This window comes from Shimia gijangensis (assembly GCF_900142085.1).
GTDB lineage: Bacteria > Pseudomonadota > Alphaproteobacteria > Rhodobacterales > Rhodobacteraceae > Shimia > Shimia gijangensis.
Genome location: NZ_FQZQ01000008.1, coordinates 75,711 through 93,111 on the forward strand (window position 1 = coordinate 75,711; position 17,401 = coordinate 93,111).

Consider the following 17,401-nt stretch of genomic DNA (forward strand, 5'->3'; position numbering starts at 1 on the left):
GTGTTTATTACTTCACAACACGCAACTGTTGCCTTGGGGCCGCTGTCCCTGAGCGAAGCGCTTCATAAGGATCCTCTGCGGACAGCATCATATCAACCACATGTCGCAGCAATTGACGACGGCCACGCGCCGAATAAAAACCACCGCCAACCTGGCTGGTTTCAAGCAGATATCGTCGATAGGTTTTGTAGGCGCGATTGTCTGGGCGGGTGGCGCTTGCAAAAAACTCTGCCAGCGGCTGACCGCTGACAAATTCCGATTGTTCATAAACGGCTTTGCCAAAAATCTTAAGCGGAATGCCACGCCACAGGGCCTGCTGAGCTGCCGTTGAGTTCACCGTGACAGCGCTGCGTGCTTCGTTCAGAAGTTGGGCCAGCTTGCCGCCCCGCACATAGTGAACGCGATCTGAAATACCGTGTTCCACCGCCAAGCGACGTATTTCCTGACGCACCGGGACCCGCCCGTCTTCGAGTGGATGAGCTTTGAAGACAAGGTGGTGATGGGACGGAGCACCTTTGGTGAATTGAGCAATCACCAAATCCAGAAACTCGGTCATGGTAGAAAAAGGTGAATGCTCTTGAAAGGAGCTGTCGTGTTCAAGCTGCAAAAGCGCCAGATGATAGGGAAACCCGCCATAACGGATACGCAGTGTTGAAATGCGGCGCTCGATTGCCTGAACTGGCATCAGAACAAGGCGTTTCAGATAAAGTTGAAATTCGCGTGTGACCGGCAAGGATCTGTGGGGGGTGAAGTTTTTGTATTTGCCGTTTCGAAACATGACAAACCAATGATAGAGCGCGCCGTAAAACACATGATGGCGCATGTCCCCCCAATGCGCCGGTGGCATGGGCGTGTCCATATCCGTGCCCTCAAGGGCCCTTTCCATATCGGCGATTTTAAGGCTCATGAGGCGTGAGTGTCCGTTTGATCCACCCCGTTCATAAGTGACCCAAAACGGGCGCAGATAGCCTTCCTCAAAGACATGTACCCGAAGACCTGCAGCCTGAGCTCGTTTGACAGCAGCGGCGTGAGCGTGGCGTACATCGCCATAAAGAACAATGTCGGTAACACCTTTGTTTTGACAGATTTGATCGAAAACGTCGGGCCAGTTGTCCAAAGTGCCGTGAAAGGGAATGTAGCGGTCGCGATCCCACCAGAAGGCTTCGTCGCCCGCATTGAAGCCAACCCTCCAGACGATAGATCCCGAACGACGCAGCATCTTGCCAAGCGCGTTGAAGAAGGGCCCATGAGGACCCTGCAAGAATAGGAAAACCCGGTTATTGCCACTCGAAATGACCATGATGCCCTGTCTTTAACGCACAAGTGCTTATGTCAACGCTAGTCGTGTCATTTGGCGAAAGTAAGGCGACTTGCGCGCGCAGTCATGGCAGGTTAGGTCTTGAAAACCCCTAGTCAGACCAAGGATACTCCCATGTTCACAGGCATTATTACCGACATTGGCACTGTGCAGGAACTGGAAAAACGTGGTGATCTACGCGCGCGTATTGGCACATCTTACGACACTTCCGGGATTGACCTTGGGGCGTCTATTGCCAGCGACGGTGTGTGCTTGACGGTGATTGAATTGGGATCGGACTGGTACGATGTCGAAATCAGCGCCGAAACCGTTTCAAAGACGAACATTGGCGAATGGGAAGTTGGCAAACGCGTCAATCTGGAGAGAGCCCTGAAAGTCGGTGATGAACTGGGCGGTCATATTGTGTCCGGCCATGTCGATGGTGTGGCCGAGATAGTCGCAATGCAGGACGAGGGTGATTCAACGCGCGTGACTCTGCGCGCGCCCAAAGAGCTGGCCCGGTTTATTGCCCCCAAAGGCTCAGTCGCGCTGAATGGCACGTCATTGACAGTGAATGAGGTCGATGGGTGTGATTTTGGCATCAATTTCATCCCCCATACCAAAGAGGTTACCAACTGGGGCGACGCGGCCGTCGGTCGGCGCGTAAACCTTGAGATTGATACACTGGCGCGCTACGTGGCCCGGCTTGCTGAAATGAGCTGAAAGTCGGCATTTCTACCTTTTACCACATGTCACCAATCGTAAAACCTGTCTGGAATGGATCCGTTGGGTCCAATGTCCAGTTTGAGGTGCCATAAATCCACCCCTGACCGGACAGGCTTGGGACAATCGCGGGATAGGGGCCAACCTGCGTAATTTCTTCGATGCGGCCGGTAAAGGTCGTGCCCATTGGGCCTGCGTTTATGTAATCTTGGCCGATATCCAACAGACCGCGCGCATGTAGAACCGCCATCTTGGCGCAAGTTCCCGTGCCACAGGGGGACCGATCGAGAATGCCGCTGGCTTCATTTGGATGAGAGGGAGCAAACCCGCCGGTCGAAATGGTGATCGCACCACGTCCATGAGTGCTTGGGGATATTGCGGCTCCCCAGAGGTTAGTGATTGTCGGGCCGGTAATGGCCGGATTGTCGGGATGCGCGACAGGAAGCTGTTCGACTGCGGCATGTCGGATGGCTTCGGACAAGCATACGATTTCACGACCATTGTCTGGCGAGAGTGAAATGCCAAGTGAGTCAGCGTCCGCCAGAACGAAGAACATTCCACCCCAGGCCACATCAACCTTGGTTTTCCCCAAGCCCGGAACTTCAATTGTTCTGTCCAGATGCACCGCAAAGGCGGGCACGTTGCGAAAGGTCACTCGGGTGACCTTGCCGTCTTTGCAATCGGCGCGCACCCGGATCAGCCCAGCAGGGGCCTCAAGGGTCAGCTCTGTTACAGGCTCCATCATAGGAATGATGCCGGTTTCCAGCAGCACAGTGGTCACGCAGATTGTGTTTGATCCACTCATGGGTGGGTATTCCATCTGCTCCATGATGATAAACCCGGCGTCGGCCTCCGGATGTGACGGCGGAACCAACACATTACAGCATAGCGCCGGATGACCACGTGGTTCCTGAAGCATCAGTGTGCGAACCTCGTCGTGGTTGGACTGCATCCACTGCATTTTCTCAAACACGCTGTTGCCGGGCAAATGCGGCATGCCGCCCGTGATGACGCGCCCCGGTTCGCCTTCGGCGTGGGCTTCGACAGCGGTGAGCATTCGACTGAGGCGCATGAGCAGTTTCCTTGAGGCGTTGAGAAAAGCGTAGTGTGCCATGTGCCTTCGGGAAAGAGCGAAGTTTTCCAAGCCACAATTCTGGCCTGTGTTAGGTGGAGGCCCTGCAACGTCACGTCAGGATTCGCATAATGGGTGACGCAACCTCATTCGTTCCTCTAACATCTCAAAAAGCTCATCGGCTCAAAGGTCCACGAATGCAAATTGATTCTTTCGATGACATTTTGGAACACAAGATTCGCGCGCGACTGGCTGAGTTTGAGCCTGTGAGCGTGACACGTCCAGATTTGCGCCAGGCAGCCGTGGCGATCATCGTGATGCAGAACCCGGACACAGGGGCGCCCAGTATCGTGCTGACTTTGCGGCCTGCGACCATGAACCGTCATGCAGGGCAGTATGCTTTGCCTGGTGGGCGGCTGGACGCTGGTGAAACGCAGGCGGGCGCAGCGCTGCGCGAGGTGCGCGAAGAGGTTGGGTTGAGTTTGCAAGAGGCAGATATTCTTGGGCAATTGGATGATTTTGAAACGTGCTCAGGGTTTCGGATCACACCTTTCGTCCTCTGGGGAGGCAGCGGGCAGGTTCTGGATCCCGATCCAACCGAGGTTGAAGCGGTGTTCTTTGTCCCTTTCACAGAGTTGAATAGCCCGGATATCCCGCAGATGCACGCCTGGCAGACAGGTGAAAAGCCTGTCCCATCAGCCTATATCCCGACACTTGGCCATAACATTTTTGCGCCCACCGCGGCCATGCTGTTCCAATTTCGCGAAATCGCACTTCGGGGTAAGGCCACGCGCGTTTCGGATTTTGAACAACCCAGCTTTACGTGGTCTTAAACGGGTACCCGAGAGGTCTTCTGCAAAACCCTGAACGGTGCGCTTGCATCGGGAAATTGTTGTATGTTTCTTCACGTATCATACGTTTTGCGGGGCTGGCGGCTCTGGCATTTGGTTGCGCCATGGGCTATCTCGGCCATAATCCACCGCTCAAAGGTAAACCCATGACGTTTGAAACACCCGGTCCGGTCGAAAAAGGCCTGCGTGACGCGATCAGCCCGATCGAAGAGATTATCGAAGAGGCGCGCCAAGGGCGCATTTATATTCTTGTGGATCACGAAGACCGCGAGAATGAAGGCGACTTTATTATCCCAGCTGAGTTTGCCGATGCAGCAGCGGTAAATTTCATGGCTACCCATGGGCGCGGATTGATCTGTTTGCCGATGACCGCCCAGCGAGTGGACCATCTGGGATTGCCTATGATGGCCGTGAACAATTCTTCACGCCACGAGACAGCTTTTACGGTTTCGATTGAGGCTCGCGAAGGGGTTTCGACCGGAATTTCCGCAGGGGATCGGGCGCTGACCATCGCCACGGCCATCAATGAGCAAAACACCATGGCGCATATCGCAACCCCGGGCCATGTGTTTCCATTGCGTGCTAAGCGCGGTGGCGTGTTGGTCCGCGCTGGTCATACCGAAGCTTCGGTGGATATTTCGCGTCTGGCGGGACTGAACCCCTCGGCCGTAATTTGCGAGATCATGAACGAAGATGGCACTATGTCCCGTTTGCCCGAGTTGGTTGAGATCGCGAAGAAGCACGGGCTAAAAATCGGCACAATTTCCGACCTGATCGCCTATCGATCGCGCAACGATAACCTCGTTGTCGAGTCGTCACGCGAAACCGTTCAATCCGAGTTCGGGGGTGAATGGGATATGCGTATCTTTACCGACCAAATTCACGGTGTTGAGCATGTCGCGCTGGTGAAGGGCGATATTTCAACTCCTGAACCTGTTCTGGTCCGTACTCATGCCTTGCACGAAGCAGGCGATGTCTTGGGATTGGGTCCAAAATCTGCTGATGAACTGCCAAGCGCGATGCGCCAGATCGCAGCCGAAGGGCGCGGTGTGGTCTGTCTGTTTCGTGAACCGCGTCACAGCCTTTACGCCAACGAAGACGAAGGCCCGCGCACGGTTAAACATACAGGTTTAGGGGCCCAGATGTTATCCAACATGGGGCTCAGCGAATTGGTTCTGCTGACCGACAGCCCGGACACTGTTTATCTGGGCATTGATGCCTACGGGCTTTCGATTGTGGGTACACGCCCCATCACCAAGGAGTAAACCATGGCTGGAGCAGAACAACATTACATCATGCCGCGTGCGGAATTCGACAAACCGGTCAAGCTCGCCATTGTGATGTCGCCTTACTACAAGGACATCGCCGGCAACATGCTGGCGGGCGCCACGGCCGAGATTGAGGCCGCCGGCGGCACATTTGAAGTGATTGAAGTACCGGGGGCATTGGAAATTCCCACGGCCATTGGCATTTCGGAGCGGTTGAGCAATTTTGATGGCTATGTCGCGCTGGGCTGTGTGATCCGGGGCGAGACGACGCATTATGAAACGGTCTGCAACGACTCGAGCCGCGCCATTCAACTGCTTGGTCTTCAGGGCCTGTGCATTGGCAACGGTATCCTGACGGTTGAGAACCGCAAGCAAGCTGAAGTCCGCGCTGATCCCATGGATCAAAATAAAGGCGGTGGGGCTGCTGCTGCGGCCTTGCATCTGATCGCATTGACTCGTAAATGGGGCGCCCAGCGTAAAGGCGTCGGATTTGTACCGGACGCCGAAGAATACAAAGTTGCTGGCGAACTCAAGGACAACCCCTCGGCATGACCAAATCGGCAGACCAGAAACGTTTGATGAAATCCGCAGCCCGGCTTTATGCTGTGCAGGCGCTCTATCAGATGGAACTATCCGGCCAGACGGTCGATCAGGTGCGGATTGAGTTTCTGGACCATCGCTTTGGCGAGCAGTTCGAAGACTACGAGATGGTCGAAGGCCACACAGGGTTGTTTACCTCGACAATCGAAGACGCAGTCAACAATCAGGCGCTGATTGACCAGATGACAGACCGCGGTCTTGTCGCCAAATGGCCAATTTCTCGCATTGATCCTACCTTGCGAGCACTGTTTCGGGCCGCAGGCGCGGAGTTGACCCAAACGACAACGCCACCCAAAGTGGTGATCAGTGAATATGTTGGTGTGGCCGCAGCGTTTTTCCCGGATGGAAAAGAATCCAAGTTTGTAAATGCGGTGCTGGATCACATGGCCCGCGAAGCACGTCCCGAAGCTTTTTAAGTCGGCCACAGATTTACGACCCTTGCCGAAAGGTACAAGAGAGACTACGTAGAGCCTTGGCGGGTTCTGCCCTTCTCGTGATCCGGTTGCATTCCAGTGGCCTTAAGCAATTCTGAGGGAGCTGGCTCTGTTCTGGCCCTGGCCTGATTATCTGGCGCCCACCTGTACATACAGGTCCTCAGGAATGAGATAACCCCACGGCTGCGTTTGCGGGCCCGCCACTTTCCCCACAGCACATCGATAATGCGACCATACCTCATCGCAAACCTCGACGATGGCCACTCTTCCAAAGTGGGTAATCTGGTTCTAAATCGCTATGGTTAAAGGGCGGAATTTCTCAAAGAGGGGTTTGTAAATGACTGATACGGGCGAGTATTTTGGTAACGCTGATCAAATTCCCTTGATGCACCGAGGGCGAAACCTTTGGGAGTTGATGCAGGATAACCCAGCATATTCCTTCTATGGCCGCATGGTTTCTCTATGTGATCCAGAAGATGATGCCATCAACAAAATGCTCTCATTGGCGCGCCTTCAGGGGGCGGCAAGCTGTCAGTATTATCCAATTGATCAGGCGGACGGTTTCTGTTCTGAACTTGAAGCTTTGGGTATGAATGCTGGTCGTTACGAACAGTGCCGGGGTGAAAAGGCGGCGATAGAGTCCAGCCGGAGGATTCTGGACGAATATCAACTGCCCGAGGATATCTCTGTCGTTGTCCTAGACCAAAGTTCATCCACAAAACTGGTTCGCGAGGTTGCTGATGTTTCGCTGGCCTGCGGCGTGATGCCGGTTCCGGGTTCCGTCATGCGCGGGACCGGTCGCAAGGGCGTTTGTCTCGCAGCGGTTGACGATGCTGGCAAAGTTGTCGCAACCGCATCTTCCTATCTTAGCAATCACCCCGATGGTACGAGGGCCAAAGATGCATTCTGGGGCATGTTGGCCACAGGAGAGGCTCGCCGGGGTGAGCGGATCGGTTTGATTCTTGGGGCACAATCGATTGTATGGATGTCGGAAAATCTAGGAGCCCGGTCTTTCAATACCGGTATCACCGCTGACAATGCTTCATCCATGGCGTTGTGTGAAAAACTTGGCGTCATACCATCCAAATGGACTTTTATTGCCTGTATCGATCCAGAGGCGATGAAAAATGGGTCAGTCACCCGCTAAAATTCTAAGTCTTAAATGCGCTCTAAGACATGTCAGCAGGTTTTAGGGCGTTGTTTGGCCAAACGTATCGTTCAACGCATCTGAGCAGCAGCTACCTAATTTCTCACTTGACATGATACCATTTGGTATCGCATATAGAGATACCAAATGGTATCACTTAGGGAAGCTGTTATGACCCCTGATCTACAACCGGCCTTTCGAGCTCTCGCTGATCCGACCCGTCGAGATATCCTGCGTATGTTGGGTGATCGTGAAATGACCATCGCTGAAGTCTCTGAAAACTTCGACATGACTCGTGCTGCGGTGAAAAAGCATCTGGTGATGCTGTCCGATGGTGGGTTGATCAACGTGCGTGCCGAGGGACGTGAGAAACTGAATTCTCTGAATGCCGACGCGTTAAGGCCGGTGATGCACTGGTTGGGTTGGTTTGACCAATTCTGGGATACGCGTTTGGATGCTTTGAAAAATGTCATTGAACAGGAGGAAACCAATGACTGATACGACAATTCGAAAATCTGTGTTTCTTGCCGCCGACAAGCCGCGGGTGTGGGAGTTTTTGACCAAGGCCGACATGTTGGGCAAGTGGTTCCACCCTGCAAAGGAAGATCTTGTTGAAGGGCAGGAGTATACGCTGACCAGCCAGAAAGACGGGGATCGTATGTGCTGGGGATCGGTTGAGGCCGCAACGCCGCATGATTACATGAAATGGTCATTTACCGTGGGGCCCCTAGCAGGTGCGATGACCGTGGTGGAATGGCTCTTGGAAGAGGCCCCGGGCGGCACCCGATTGACCTTAACCCACAGCGGCCTGCCGGACAGCGGTGAAGGTTATGGCCTTGTTATGGCGTTGGACAAGGGCTGGCACGGCTTTCTGTCAAACCTGCACGACATGGAGTAAGGGCAGGGTGCTCCCGCCCAATGATGCACCACGCTGGCGCGTGACACGGTATTGGTTGGGCCCGGCAGCGCGCGGGCAAAGCCCGAGCGCCGCCCCCCGCTCCCCGCAGGGGGCGAAGAGAAAAAGCCGCGCAATTGAGCGGTTTCACGTGACCCGGAAGTGACCTAGGCTGGTATTTAAACCAACAGGAAGCCCGTCATGTTTGCCCGAGAGAATCTGAACTACGATCCGTTATTGTTGCCTGATCGCATGGATTATGATGACGCTATGGTGCGGGCCGAAGCCGTCACATTTTTTGAACGGATGCGTGGCCGTCACACCGTGCGCGACTTTTCAAATCGCGATGTGGAGCGCGACGTGATTGAAACCTGCATTCGCACCGCGGGTCGTGCGCCCAGTGGCGCAAATCATCAACCCTGGCATTTCGTGGCGATCTCAAACCCCGCGTTGAAATCACGCATCCGTGCCGAGGCCGAAGAGGAGGAACGCCGTTTTTACGCAGGCGGTGCAGGGGACGAATGGATCAAAGCGCTTGAGCCGATTGGCACCAACGACAGCAAGCCCCACCTTGAGGTGGCCCCTTGGCTGATTGTAGTGTTTGCGCAGCGCTACGGAGAATTTGAAGACGGTACGCGGTACAAAAACTACTACGTGCCAGAAAGCGTCGGCATTGCCAGTGGTTTCTTGATTGCCGCTTTGCATCATGCAGGCCTGAGCATTTTAACCCACACACCAAACCCGATGAAGTTTCTGAATGACGCATTGGGGCGGCCGGCTTCGGAAAAACCGGTTATGATCCTTGCCGTGGGCCATGCTGCAGAAGACGCCCAAGTTCCCTCGGTGGCGATGATGAAAAAGCCACTCGAGGAAATCCTTACTGTGTTAGATTGACCGCAGTACGGGGGAAGCCAGATGCCGGATGTCGTCTCAAGCGCACATGACATGATTTCGTCAATGTCGCCGTTTTTGCGGCGCGAACGATATGTATTTGTCTCGCTTCCAGAAGGCGAAATCGGGACATCTTTGCTTCAAGAGGCTTTGGCGACGTACCGGGAGGATGAAGGTATGTCTCTCATTCTAAGCGTGGATGTGGCGCGGCAGGCTGGTCTGCCTGTGGATCAGCCGATGCGGTGCATCACGCTCAAGGTTTTCTCATCGCTCGAAGGAGTGGGGCTCACGGCGGCTGTCTCCAGAGTGCTGGCCGAAAATGGGATCGCCTGTAATATGGTCTCCGCATTTCATCATGATCACGTGTTCGTACCAGAAGCAGACGCGGAACAGGCGGTAAATCTTCTCAAAGACCTTCAGTCAGCCGGAATTGTCAGTTAACCGTCGGAAACTCTGATGAGGCAGATCGCGGTCATTGATTTTTTTGAGGGGAACGCGCCTTTGCTTCGACTGGAGCAAGGCGGGGTGGACCCACAGGCAGATCGTCCTTTTTTCCGCCGCCCGGACGATCGTCGCCCGCCATGCGCATGATCACGATCGAAAACTGCACCCCGGCAAACACAATCCCATTGAAAATGAAAAGCATAACAACTGCGACCACGCCGCCAGATGTTGCGTTCACCAGATGCCACAGGTTTGCGACGTTCATCCACAACAACAGGCCAACAAATATTGCGGAGAGACCAAATCCAGTCAGGACCTGACGGATATACAATCGAACGAGTTTGGGCATGATCGGCTCCTTTGCTGGGTCCTATGATATTCTATTCTTTGCATGTGGCAAGGGATGGTTTCCACAAAGGCCAAGATTGGCCCGTCCGCGACAGTTTGGCGGCGCAATCACGCTTGCCGATGTTCTGTTTGACCCCATAGGGTGTGGCAAATTGCTCAGGAGAGGCTCATGGATCAGGCCAAGACAACCGCACGCGACACCGTTAAATCCCGGATGGGAGAGATTTCTGACTGGACCCGAACAATCTGGGACTATGGCGAAACCGCCTGGCGCGAATACAAAAGCTGCGCGTTTTACGTTGATCTTCTGCGCCGCGAGGGCTTCGAGGTCGAAGAAGGTTCGGCCGGAATGCCCACAGCGTTTTGCGCGACGTGGTCGAACGGCGAAGGCCCAACCATCGGCGGCTATGCCGAATACGACGGCATCCCCGGAAACTGTCAGGCGGCGGAACCCGTCAAAAAACCGCGCCCCGGATTGGGTCCACATGCCGGTGGTCACACTGACCCGCATTCGGCCTTGGGAACTGGCGCATTAGGAGGCTTTTTGGCGGCCAAGGCGGCGATGGAAAAGCATGACATCAAAGGTACACTCAAGTTCTTTGGCGAGCCCGCCGAAAAGGTGCGTGCGTCCAAGCCAATCCATGCCGCCGCCGGATACTACGACGATCTGGATGCCGCGATCTCGTTCCATCCGTTTTACATGGCCCCTTTGTGCAACACGGTCCGCTGGGACACCCACTGCGGGGTTGGCTATGGCGTGATTTATGAATTTACTTGTGATGAACCCGAAACATGGATGGCAGCGGGCGAGGGCTCTCCGATCCCGGCAAGTCATGCGGCAGCCCGTGCACCTGGCGCCACTGATGCGCTGAACATGATGTACACGTCTGCCAAGGCGCTGCGCGAACACGTGATGGCGCCCGGCCAAAGCTGGTCAATGAACGAGACTATTATCAGCCACGGGCAGGCCACCGCCGACAACATCCCAGCGCAGATTGCGCAAATTCAATATTTCATCCGCATTTCCGAAGTAAAAGACGCCGAACATGTCATTCGGGGGCTGGATCACTTTGCCGAGAATGCCGCGCGCATGAACCATTGCTCGTGGCGACGTCACTGGGTCGCCAAATCGCGCCCCGGATTGCCCAACCACACAATTTCGGCAGCAACCTATGCCAATCTTGAAACCGTTGGCGCACCGGTTTGGGGCGATGAGGCCAAGGGTTTTGCCCGGGCCATCCAGTCAGAACTGGGGCTCGAGCCTATGGACGAGCCGTTTTTGAAAATGACGACCGAGTTGAAAGACCCGAAAATTGCCGAGGCTGAGATGCGCGAAATCCTTCCGCCGTCGCAGCGGCATTTCACTTCGGACGACTATACTGAATATTGCTGGCATGCGCCGACGGTGCGTCTCTACATTGGGCGCCCCGCGCTCGAAGCTCCTGCGGGCTATGCCTATCCGGCGTGGACCATGAACGCGATGGGCGGTTATGCGGCATGTATTGACCCTATGGTCGAAGTCGCAGCGCAAGTCGTGGCCATGACCGCGCTTGATTTCCTCACCGACGCTGATCTGCTTGAGACGGCACAGGCCGAGTTCCGCGAACGCACAGGCGGCGGTGTGGGGGGGGACAAGTATCTGGCGCCGCTTTGCGACTATGAACCGCCTCTGAACTTCCGCTGGCCGGAATATGTGACCACGGCGCGTGGAGAAGATTGGGTGATCCCAACTATGCCGGGATAACAACGGTCCGCCGATCTAATCCATGATCGGCGCGCCCCCTGCGGCGGTGTGATCCGCAATATAGGCCTCAAGGCTGGCCCGACGGTCTGCGCCCCCTTCGGGCGGAGTGAACTCTGACAGGACCTGTTGCCAGATGCCTGTTGCACGGGAGTCCGCTGTGACGGCGCCATTAAGTTCCCATGTGCCAAAGTTATTCAAGTCCGCCACCAGTGGTTTATAAAACGCGGTCTCGTAACGCTGCATGGTTTGGTCGGTGGCAAAGAAATGACCGCCGGGGTCAACCTGTTCAAGCGCACTCCACCCAAAGGCATCTTCGCTGGCGTCGGGCGCGGTGCATAGATCAGCAATAGTTTGCAATGCCTCAACATCATTGATGAATTTTTCAAACCCAAAGGTCAGCCCCCCTTCGAGCCAGCCTGCGGAATGAAACACCATCCCGGCATTGGCCATCAGATTGCCCCACAGTGAATGATGGGTTTCGCCGGCGGCCTGCATGTCGGGGGCATTGGACGCCGCTCCGGCGGCACCGCGCCAAGGCAGGCCAACGTGGCGGCACAATTGCCCGGTGCCAATACTCATTTGGACATGAACCGGCGTGCCAAAAGCAGGTGCGCCCGATTTCATGTCCACGTTTGATCCAAACCCACCAATGCAGACCGGTGTTCCGGGGCGAACCAGCTGAGTCAACACAAGCGCGCCCAAGGCTTCGGCGTGTTGCAGGATCAAAGCGCCAGCGACCGTGACCGGGGCCATCGCACCCGACAGGCAAAACGGCGTGATGATCGTCAACTGCCCCGCGCGGGCAAAATCCATCAGGGCCTGTCCCATGGGGCGGTCAATCTGGCGAGGCGAATTGGTGTTGACCACGGTCGAGCACCACGCGGATTGGAGAAATTCCTCATCACTCAATCCCAACGCAAGGCACATCATCTCAAAACACTCTGCGACTTGTTGTGGACCACGCCCATAGACGAAGGGGAATTTGTCAGACAGCGACAGCTGAGAGCGCATCATGTCGTAATGGCGCAAGTGCACGGGCACATCCTGCGGCTCGCAGCAGGGCCCAAGTTTGTGAATAACATCAAAACTTTGGCAAAGCCTCAGCGCATTGTCAAAATCGCGCAACGAGCCGGGTCTGCGCCCGTTGATCAGGTCGGTGGCATTCGGACAGCCTGCTCCGGGACCAAAGACCAAGGCGCCATTTTCAAGCACCAAATCTCGTTCTTTTGAGGAGGCCCGCAACTGGATCGAAGCAGGGGCCGAGGCAATCGCGGCGGTCACCATATCCCGACCAATGAAAACCATGTCTTCGTTCACACGCGCACCACCCTTGGCGTAAACGTCGCGCGCGTCGTTCAATAATACCTTGAGGCCCAATTCTTCCAACAGTTTCAGCGCCATCTCATGCATGGCTTCGATTTTGTCGGTGCTAAACACCTCTTGCGGTTGAAACGGGTGGCGCAGCCTACGCCACTCGGGGCGGTGTTCGATCAGACGTGTCGGGGCGCGTTTGTTGCGACGGACCATGGTGTCTCCTGTGGCTGCTTACGAGTGAGCGTAGGGCAGGCCACAATCCTGTCTGACTTGTTTGCGACATGGCAAGGGTTGATTTTTGTTCACGGATTGTTCACATTTGACACATGAGCGATTTACTTCAACCCGGCCAGCTTTTAGCTCGTGGCGTCAGCCGCCACTTGCGCAGTCATGGGTTTGTTTCTGTGGAGGAATTTGTGCCAGCCCGCGGCCTGCGCGTGGACGTCATGGGGTTGGGACCCAAGGGTGAGCTGTGGATTGTGGAATGCAAATCCAGCCGTGCAGATTTTCTAAGCGACAGTAAATGGCAGGGGTATCTGGAATGGTGTGATCGCTATTTCTGGGCGGTGGATACGGATTTTCCCACTGATCTATTGCCTGAGGAAACCGGTTTGATCATGGCCGACGCCTATGACGCGGAAATCATCCGCATGTCTCCAGAAGAAAAACTGGCTCCAGCACGGCGAAAAAAGATGATCCAGAAGTTTGCCACGGATGCTGCGCGCCGCTTGCACCGGTTTCGCGACCCGGGGGTAGCGGGGCTGATCGACAAAGATGCCGAGGATTAAGATATGATGGTTAAGTTTTATTACCCGGATGGAGACTGGTGTTACCGCACCATTCAAACCGTACACGCAGTGATTCACAAAGAGGGTAAGCTGATTGCACGCGCTGAACGTGGTGAACGAAGCGGGTATTATGAGTTCGAAATCAGTGCGTTTGAACTTAAGGGGCCGGGAGAGGTTCTAACTTAAGAGTAGCGCACTATTTTGCGACTTTGCGTGCGGCGGCGGCAGCGGCTTTGATTTCTTCCGCGATCTCTTCGGCCTCTTCCGGGCTGAAATCCATAGGAACCTCTAATTCGCCAGCTTCAATGAACAGGCGCACGAACCCATGATCGGTTGGCCCAATCTGAAGATTTGCTTCGACGTCGCGTTCGGTATTGATGCCCATAATGGTTCTCCTGTGATCAGATTTCGCGTAGCGTGAATCTGAGCGATTGGCAAGGTGCGTGCATATGCAGGACGATGTGGTTTTCAGGAGATTCGATGCTGATGACGCGGCGTGGTCAGTGGCGCAGCATCGCAAACTTTACGACGACGCCGAAGGGTTTGATGACAGTTTTGGCGATTTGGTTGAGCAGATCATCACGGACTTTCTGAACGATCATGATCCCTTACAAGAGCGGGGTTGGATCGCCGAACTTAATGGCGTCCGCCTGGGGCAGATTTTTTGCGTCAAACTGGATGATAGAACCGCCAAATTGCGCTTGTTTTTAACGGTTCCTGACGCGCGTGGGCTGGGTTTGGGTAAGGCGCTTCTTGGGGCTTGCATGGATTTTGCACGGGACAAAGGCTATGCCAAAATGCAGCTTTGGACCCATGAAAGCCATGAGGCCGCCTGTGCACTTTATCGCAAATTTGGTTGGGAACTGACCAACTCAAAACCGGTTCACAGCTTTGGTGTTGATCTGGTTGAACAAAGCTGGGAAATTGAACTTTAGGTGCTTGCATTCATCTGCAAGTCTCGCTAAATCGCTTTTGCGTGCCGCCTTAGCTCAGTTGGTTAGAGCACTGGTTTGTGGAACCAGGGGTCCCCCGTTCAAGCCGGGGAGGCGGTACCATCCCCCCCTTTCAGTTTTCCGGCAATTTTTTGGCAAATGACCGTTTTGTACAAAAGTTTTCGACCTATTGTCCGATTTGTACATTTTGGCGGAGTGCGCCTGTTAACTGATCGTAAATCAGAATTTGGTTGTCATCAGTGACAACAGCCCACCAGCCCTGACCAATGGTCAACGCGGTTGCCGACACCCCATCGGGCAAAACGATCTGATCGGGCATTGTTGGGCCGTCTGCATTCAGGCGGATGACAATCAGCGCGACAACCACTACAAGCCCGACCATCATGACGCTGGTGAGCGCTGTTACCAGCAAACGCAAAAATCGCAGATTGGCCGGTTCCACCGGTTCAGGAGTCTCTTCCATGGCCACAAGCCTTGTCACATTTGAAATCGCGGAAAACCCGCCGTCGCGTCTTGATAAGGCGCTTTCGCGAGATGTGCCAGAAGAAGCCACCTTGTCGCGCACAAGGCTGGCCAAGCTGATGGCCGCCGGGCATGTGATGGTCAACGGAGTTGAAGCCCGTGATCCCAAGGCCAAAGTGGCCGAAGGCGACACCGTGGAAATCCAAGTTCCGGTCGCCGAGGACACACATATTGGCCCCGAAGACATTCCGCTGGATGTGGTGTTCGAAGACGAAGACCTGATTGTCATCAACAAGCCTACGGGCATGGTCGTGCATCCGGCGCCGGGTACGCCGAACGGCACTTTGGTCAACGCTTTATTGCATCACTGTGGCGATACGTTGTCCGGAGTGGGGGGGGTGCAGCGACCGGGTATTGTGCACCGGATCGACAAGGATACATCCGGTCTTTTGGTGGTCGCCAAATCTGATCGCGCGCATCAGGGGCTGGCGGCGCAGTTCGAAAAGCACACGGTCGAGCGGTATTACAACGCCGTTGTCTACAGCGCCCCGGATGCCAACGATCCGCGCCTGCGCGGGGTGAAGGGTGTGAGCTTTGAAAAAGGCAATATCATGCGCATCACCACCCATCTGGCGCGCCATAAAACAGATCGCCAACGGCAGGCTGTGCTGTTTGAAGGTGGGCGCCATGCGGTGACCCGTTCACGTATTGTCGAGACCTTTGGGACGCCTGAAGTGGCCTCATTGGTGGAATGCTGGCTGGAAACCGGCCGCACTCACCAAATTCGCGTGCATATGGCGCATGCAGGTCACGGATTGATCGGAGACCCGGTTTACGGCGGACGTCGCAAGCTTGCAGAAAAGGCTATCGGCATTGCTGGAATCAACGCGGTCAAAGATTTTTCCCGCCAGGCACTGCACGCGGCTGTTTTGGGTTTCAAACACCCGGTGAGCGGGGAAATGGTGCGCTTTGAGGCCCCAATTCCACAGGATATGGCAGATCTGATCGCAATTTTGCGGGCAGGACCGAAACAATAGAGCCTGTATGATGACATGCGCGTGACAACGCTGATACAATTGTGGCAACGGGCGCGCGCAGGGCTAATCTTTTAGAAAGAAATTTGCGCTAGGGGTCCTTGAAAGGCCGTTAGCGCTCACCTAAATGAATGTTAAGGCTAATAACATTGAGCGGAGGGGGCAATACTATGGGCAACTATGCAAATCTGCCGGCACCAACACCGGAAGGCGGTCTAAACCGCTATATGCAGGAAATCCGAAAATTCCCGCTTTTGGAAGCGGAAGAAGAATACATGCTGGGCAAGGCCTGGGCCGAAAAGGGTGACACCAACGCGGCGCATAAAATGGTCACGTCGCACTTGCGACTGGCGGCCAAAATTGCCATGGGATATCGCGGCTATGGGTTGCCGCAAGCCGAGGTCATTTCTGAGGCCAATGTGGGCCTGATGCAGGCGGTCAAGAAATTTGACCCCGAAAAAGGCTTCCGTTTGTCGACCTATGCCATGTGGTGGATTCGCGCCTCGATTCAGGAATATGTCCTGCGGTCCTGGTCGATGGTCAAGCTGGGCACAACGTCGGCACAGAAAAAGCTGTTCTTTAACCTGCGCAAAGCCAAAGCCCGTATCGGTGCGTTAGAAGAAGGTGATTTGCGGGCCGAGAACGTCGCTCGAATTGCCAATGATCTGGGGGTCACCGAGAAAGAAGTGATCTCGATGAACCGCCGGATGAGCGGCGGTGATGCATCCTTGAATGCGCAGGTCGGCTCTGAGGGCGAAGGCACCATGGAGTGGCAGGATTGGCTTGAGGATGAAGACGCCGATCAGGCGGGCGATTACGAAGCCAAAGATGAATTGGCTGCACGTCGCGAGTTGCTGGCCCAGTCACTGGAAGTTTTGAATGACCGCGAAAAGGACATTCTGACCCAACGCCGTCTGAGCGAAAGCACTGTGACGCTGGAGGATCTGAGTGCGCAATACGGCGTGAGCCGCGAGCGGATTCGTCAGATTGAAGTGCGCGCTTTTGAAAAACTGCAAAAACGCATGCGGGGTCTGGCATCGGAAAAAGGTATGCTGCCTGCCGGTTAACACTTGGTCAATTTCGGGAAACACCGTAGCCTCGCTCTGGATACAGGGCGGGGTTTTTCTTTGGGGCAG

22 protein-coding genes and 1 tRNA gene are annotated in these 17,401 nt (G+C 55.1%); 17 read left to right on the forward strand and 6 right to left on the reverse strand.

Annotated elements, in window-relative coordinates:
• Nucleotides 1-7 precede the first annotated feature (7 nt).
• Nucleotides 8-1,300, reverse strand: coding sequence for a capsule biosynthesis protein (locus BUC32_RS08825; protein ID WP_073251708.1), 1,293 nt, complete (start codon nt 1,298-1,300; stop codon nt 8-10).
• Nucleotides 1,301-1,432: 132 nt separating this feature from the next.
• Between BUC32_RS08825 and BUC32_RS08830 the strand changes: the two genes are divergently transcribed.
• On the forward strand, nt 1,433-2,020 hold the full coding sequence (locus BUC32_RS08830; protein ID WP_073251710.1) for a riboflavin synthase: 588 nt from the start codon (nt 1,433-1,435) through the stop codon (nt 2,018-2,020).
• A gap of 19 nt (nt 2,021-2,039) precedes the next feature.
• Here the strand turns inward: BUC32_RS08830 and BUC32_RS08835 are convergent, their stop codons facing one another.
• Entirely contained in the window at nt 2,040-3,092 is a 1,053-nt protein-coding gene (locus BUC32_RS08835) for a proline racemase family protein (RefSeq protein WP_073251842.1), read from the reverse strand.
• Nucleotides 3,093-3,289: 197 nt separating this feature from the next.
• On the opposite strand from BUC32_RS08835, the gene BUC32_RS08840 reads away from it, so the two are divergent.
• The 9 genes from BUC32_RS08840 (at nt 3,290) to BUC32_RS08880 (ending at nt 9,619) form a co-directional block, all read left to right on the forward strand.
• A complete protein-coding gene (locus BUC32_RS08840; RefSeq protein ID WP_073251712.1) occupies nt 3,290-3,925 on the forward strand; it encodes an NUDIX hydrolase in 636 nt (211 codons plus the stop codon).
• 164 nt (nt 3,926-4,089) lie between these two features.
• Complete coding sequence (gene ribB / locus BUC32_RS08845; RefSeq protein ID WP_073251844.1) at nt 4,090-5,208, forward strand: 3,4-dihydroxy-2-butanone-4-phosphate synthase; 1,119 nt, start codon at nt 4,090-4,092, stop codon at nt 5,206-5,208.
• A gap of 3 nt (nt 5,209-5,211) precedes the next feature.
• On the forward strand, nt 5,212-5,763 hold the full coding sequence (locus tag BUC32_RS08850) for a 6,7-dimethyl-8-ribityllumazine synthase (protein ID WP_073251713.1): 552 nt from the start codon (nt 5,212-5,214) through the stop codon (nt 5,761-5,763).
• On the forward strand, nt 5,760-6,227 hold the full coding sequence (nusB, locus tag BUC32_RS08855; protein ID WP_073251715.1) for a transcription antitermination factor NusB: 468 nt from the start codon (nt 5,760-5,762) through the stop codon (nt 6,225-6,227). Before BUC32_RS08850 ends, nusB begins: the two co-directional genes overlap by 4 nt.
• Nucleotides 6,228-6,582: 355 nt before the next feature.
• Nucleotides 6,583-7,392 (forward strand): GNAT family N-acetyltransferase, encoded by an 810-nt coding sequence (locus tag BUC32_RS08860; protein WP_073251717.1) that lies wholly within the window; start codon nt 6,583-6,585, stop codon nt 7,390-7,392.
• 171 nt (nt 7,393-7,563) lie between these two features.
• The gene (locus BUC32_RS08865) at nt 7,564-7,890 is read left to right on the forward strand and encodes an ArsR/SmtB family transcription factor (RefSeq protein ID WP_073251719.1); all 327 of its coding nucleotides are present in this window, start codon (nt 7,564-7,566) and stop codon (nt 7,888-7,890) included.
• On the forward strand, nt 7,883-8,290 hold the full coding sequence (locus BUC32_RS08870) for an SRPBCC family protein (protein WP_073251721.1): 408 nt from the start codon (nt 7,883-7,885) through the stop codon (nt 8,288-8,290). Before BUC32_RS08865 ends, BUC32_RS08870 begins: the two co-directional genes overlap by 8 nt.
• 198 nt (nt 8,291-8,488) lie before the next feature.
• The gene (locus BUC32_RS08875) at nt 8,489-9,181 is read left to right on the forward strand and encodes a nitroreductase family protein (protein WP_073251722.1); all 693 of its coding nucleotides are present in this window, start codon (nt 8,489-8,491) and stop codon (nt 9,179-9,181) included.
• Between the two features lie 21 nt (nt 9,182-9,202).
• Entirely contained in the window at nt 9,203-9,619 is a 417-nt protein-coding gene (locus tag BUC32_RS08880; protein WP_073251724.1) for an ACT domain-containing protein, read from the forward strand.
• A gap of 31 nt (nt 9,620-9,650) precedes the next feature.
• Here the strand turns inward: BUC32_RS08880 and BUC32_RS08885 are convergent, their stop codons facing one another.
• Complete coding sequence (locus BUC32_RS08885; RefSeq protein WP_073251726.1) at nt 9,651-9,971, reverse strand: hypothetical protein; 321 nt, start codon at nt 9,969-9,971, stop codon at nt 9,651-9,653.
• A gap of 168 nt (nt 9,972-10,139) precedes the next feature.
• Between BUC32_RS08885 and BUC32_RS08890 the strand changes: the two genes are divergently transcribed.
• On the forward strand, nt 10,140-11,714 hold the full coding sequence (locus tag BUC32_RS08890) for a zinc-binding metallopeptidase family protein (RefSeq protein WP_073251727.1): 1,575 nt from the start codon (nt 10,140-10,142) through the stop codon (nt 11,712-11,714).
• Nucleotides 11,715-11,729: 15 nt separating this feature from the next.
• Here the strand turns inward: BUC32_RS08890 and BUC32_RS08895 are convergent, their stop codons facing one another.
• A complete protein-coding gene (locus BUC32_RS08895) occupies nt 11,730-13,241 on the reverse strand; it encodes a trimethylamine methyltransferase family protein (RefSeq protein ID WP_073251729.1) in 1,512 nt (503 codons plus the stop codon).
• Between the two features lie 113 nt (nt 13,242-13,354).
• Here BUC32_RS08895 and BUC32_RS08900 point away from each other — a divergent pair, with 113 nt between their 5' ends.
• Together BUC32_RS08900 and BUC32_RS08905 are read left to right on the forward strand one after the other, a co-directional pair.
• Nucleotides 13,355-13,816 (forward strand): MmcB family DNA repair protein, encoded by a 462-nt coding sequence (locus BUC32_RS08900; RefSeq protein WP_073251731.1) that lies wholly within the window; start codon nt 13,355-13,357, stop codon nt 13,814-13,816.
• 3 nt (nt 13,817-13,819) lie between these two features.
• Nucleotides 13,820-14,002, forward strand: coding sequence for a hypothetical protein (locus tag BUC32_RS08905; protein WP_073251732.1), 183 nt, complete (start codon nt 13,820-13,822; stop codon nt 14,000-14,002).
• A gap of 10 nt (nt 14,003-14,012) precedes the next feature.
• Here the strand turns inward: BUC32_RS08905 and BUC32_RS08910 are convergent, their stop codons facing one another.
• Nucleotides 14,013-14,201 (reverse strand): DUF6324 family protein, encoded by a 189-nt coding sequence (locus BUC32_RS08910; protein ID WP_073251734.1) that lies wholly within the window; start codon nt 14,199-14,201, stop codon nt 14,013-14,015.
• Between the two features lie 64 nt (nt 14,202-14,265).
• Here BUC32_RS08910 and BUC32_RS08915 point away from each other — a divergent pair, with 64 nt between their 5' ends.
• Entirely contained in the window at nt 14,266-14,751 is a 486-nt protein-coding gene (locus BUC32_RS08915; RefSeq protein ID WP_073251736.1) for a GNAT family N-acetyltransferase, read from the forward strand.
• Between the two features lie 43 nt (nt 14,752-14,794).
• Nucleotides 14,795-14,871, forward strand: a tRNA-His gene (locus BUC32_RS08920).
• Nucleotides 14,872-14,935: 64 nt separating this feature from the next.
• On the opposite strand, the gene BUC32_RS08925 is transcribed toward BUC32_RS08920, so the two are convergent.
• The gene (locus BUC32_RS08925) at nt 14,936-15,232 is read right to left on the reverse strand and encodes a DUF6476 family protein (RefSeq protein WP_073251738.1); all 297 of its coding nucleotides are present in this window, start codon (nt 15,230-15,232) and stop codon (nt 14,936-14,938) included.
• Between BUC32_RS08925 and BUC32_RS08930 the strand changes: the two genes are divergently transcribed.
• Nucleotides 15,231-16,268: an RluA family pseudouridine synthase gene (locus tag BUC32_RS08930; protein WP_073251740.1), complete on the forward strand. Its 1,038-nt coding sequence runs from the start codon at nt 15,231-15,233 to the stop codon at nt 16,266-16,268. The genes BUC32_RS08925 and BUC32_RS08930 overlap by 2 nt on opposite strands.
• Nucleotides 16,269-16,435: 167 nt before the next feature.
• Complete coding sequence (gene rpoH, locus BUC32_RS08935) at nt 16,436-17,332, forward strand: RNA polymerase sigma factor RpoH (RefSeq protein ID WP_073251742.1); 897 nt, start codon at nt 16,436-16,438, stop codon at nt 17,330-17,332.
• The last annotated feature ends 69 nt before the right edge of the window (nt 17,333-17,401 follow it).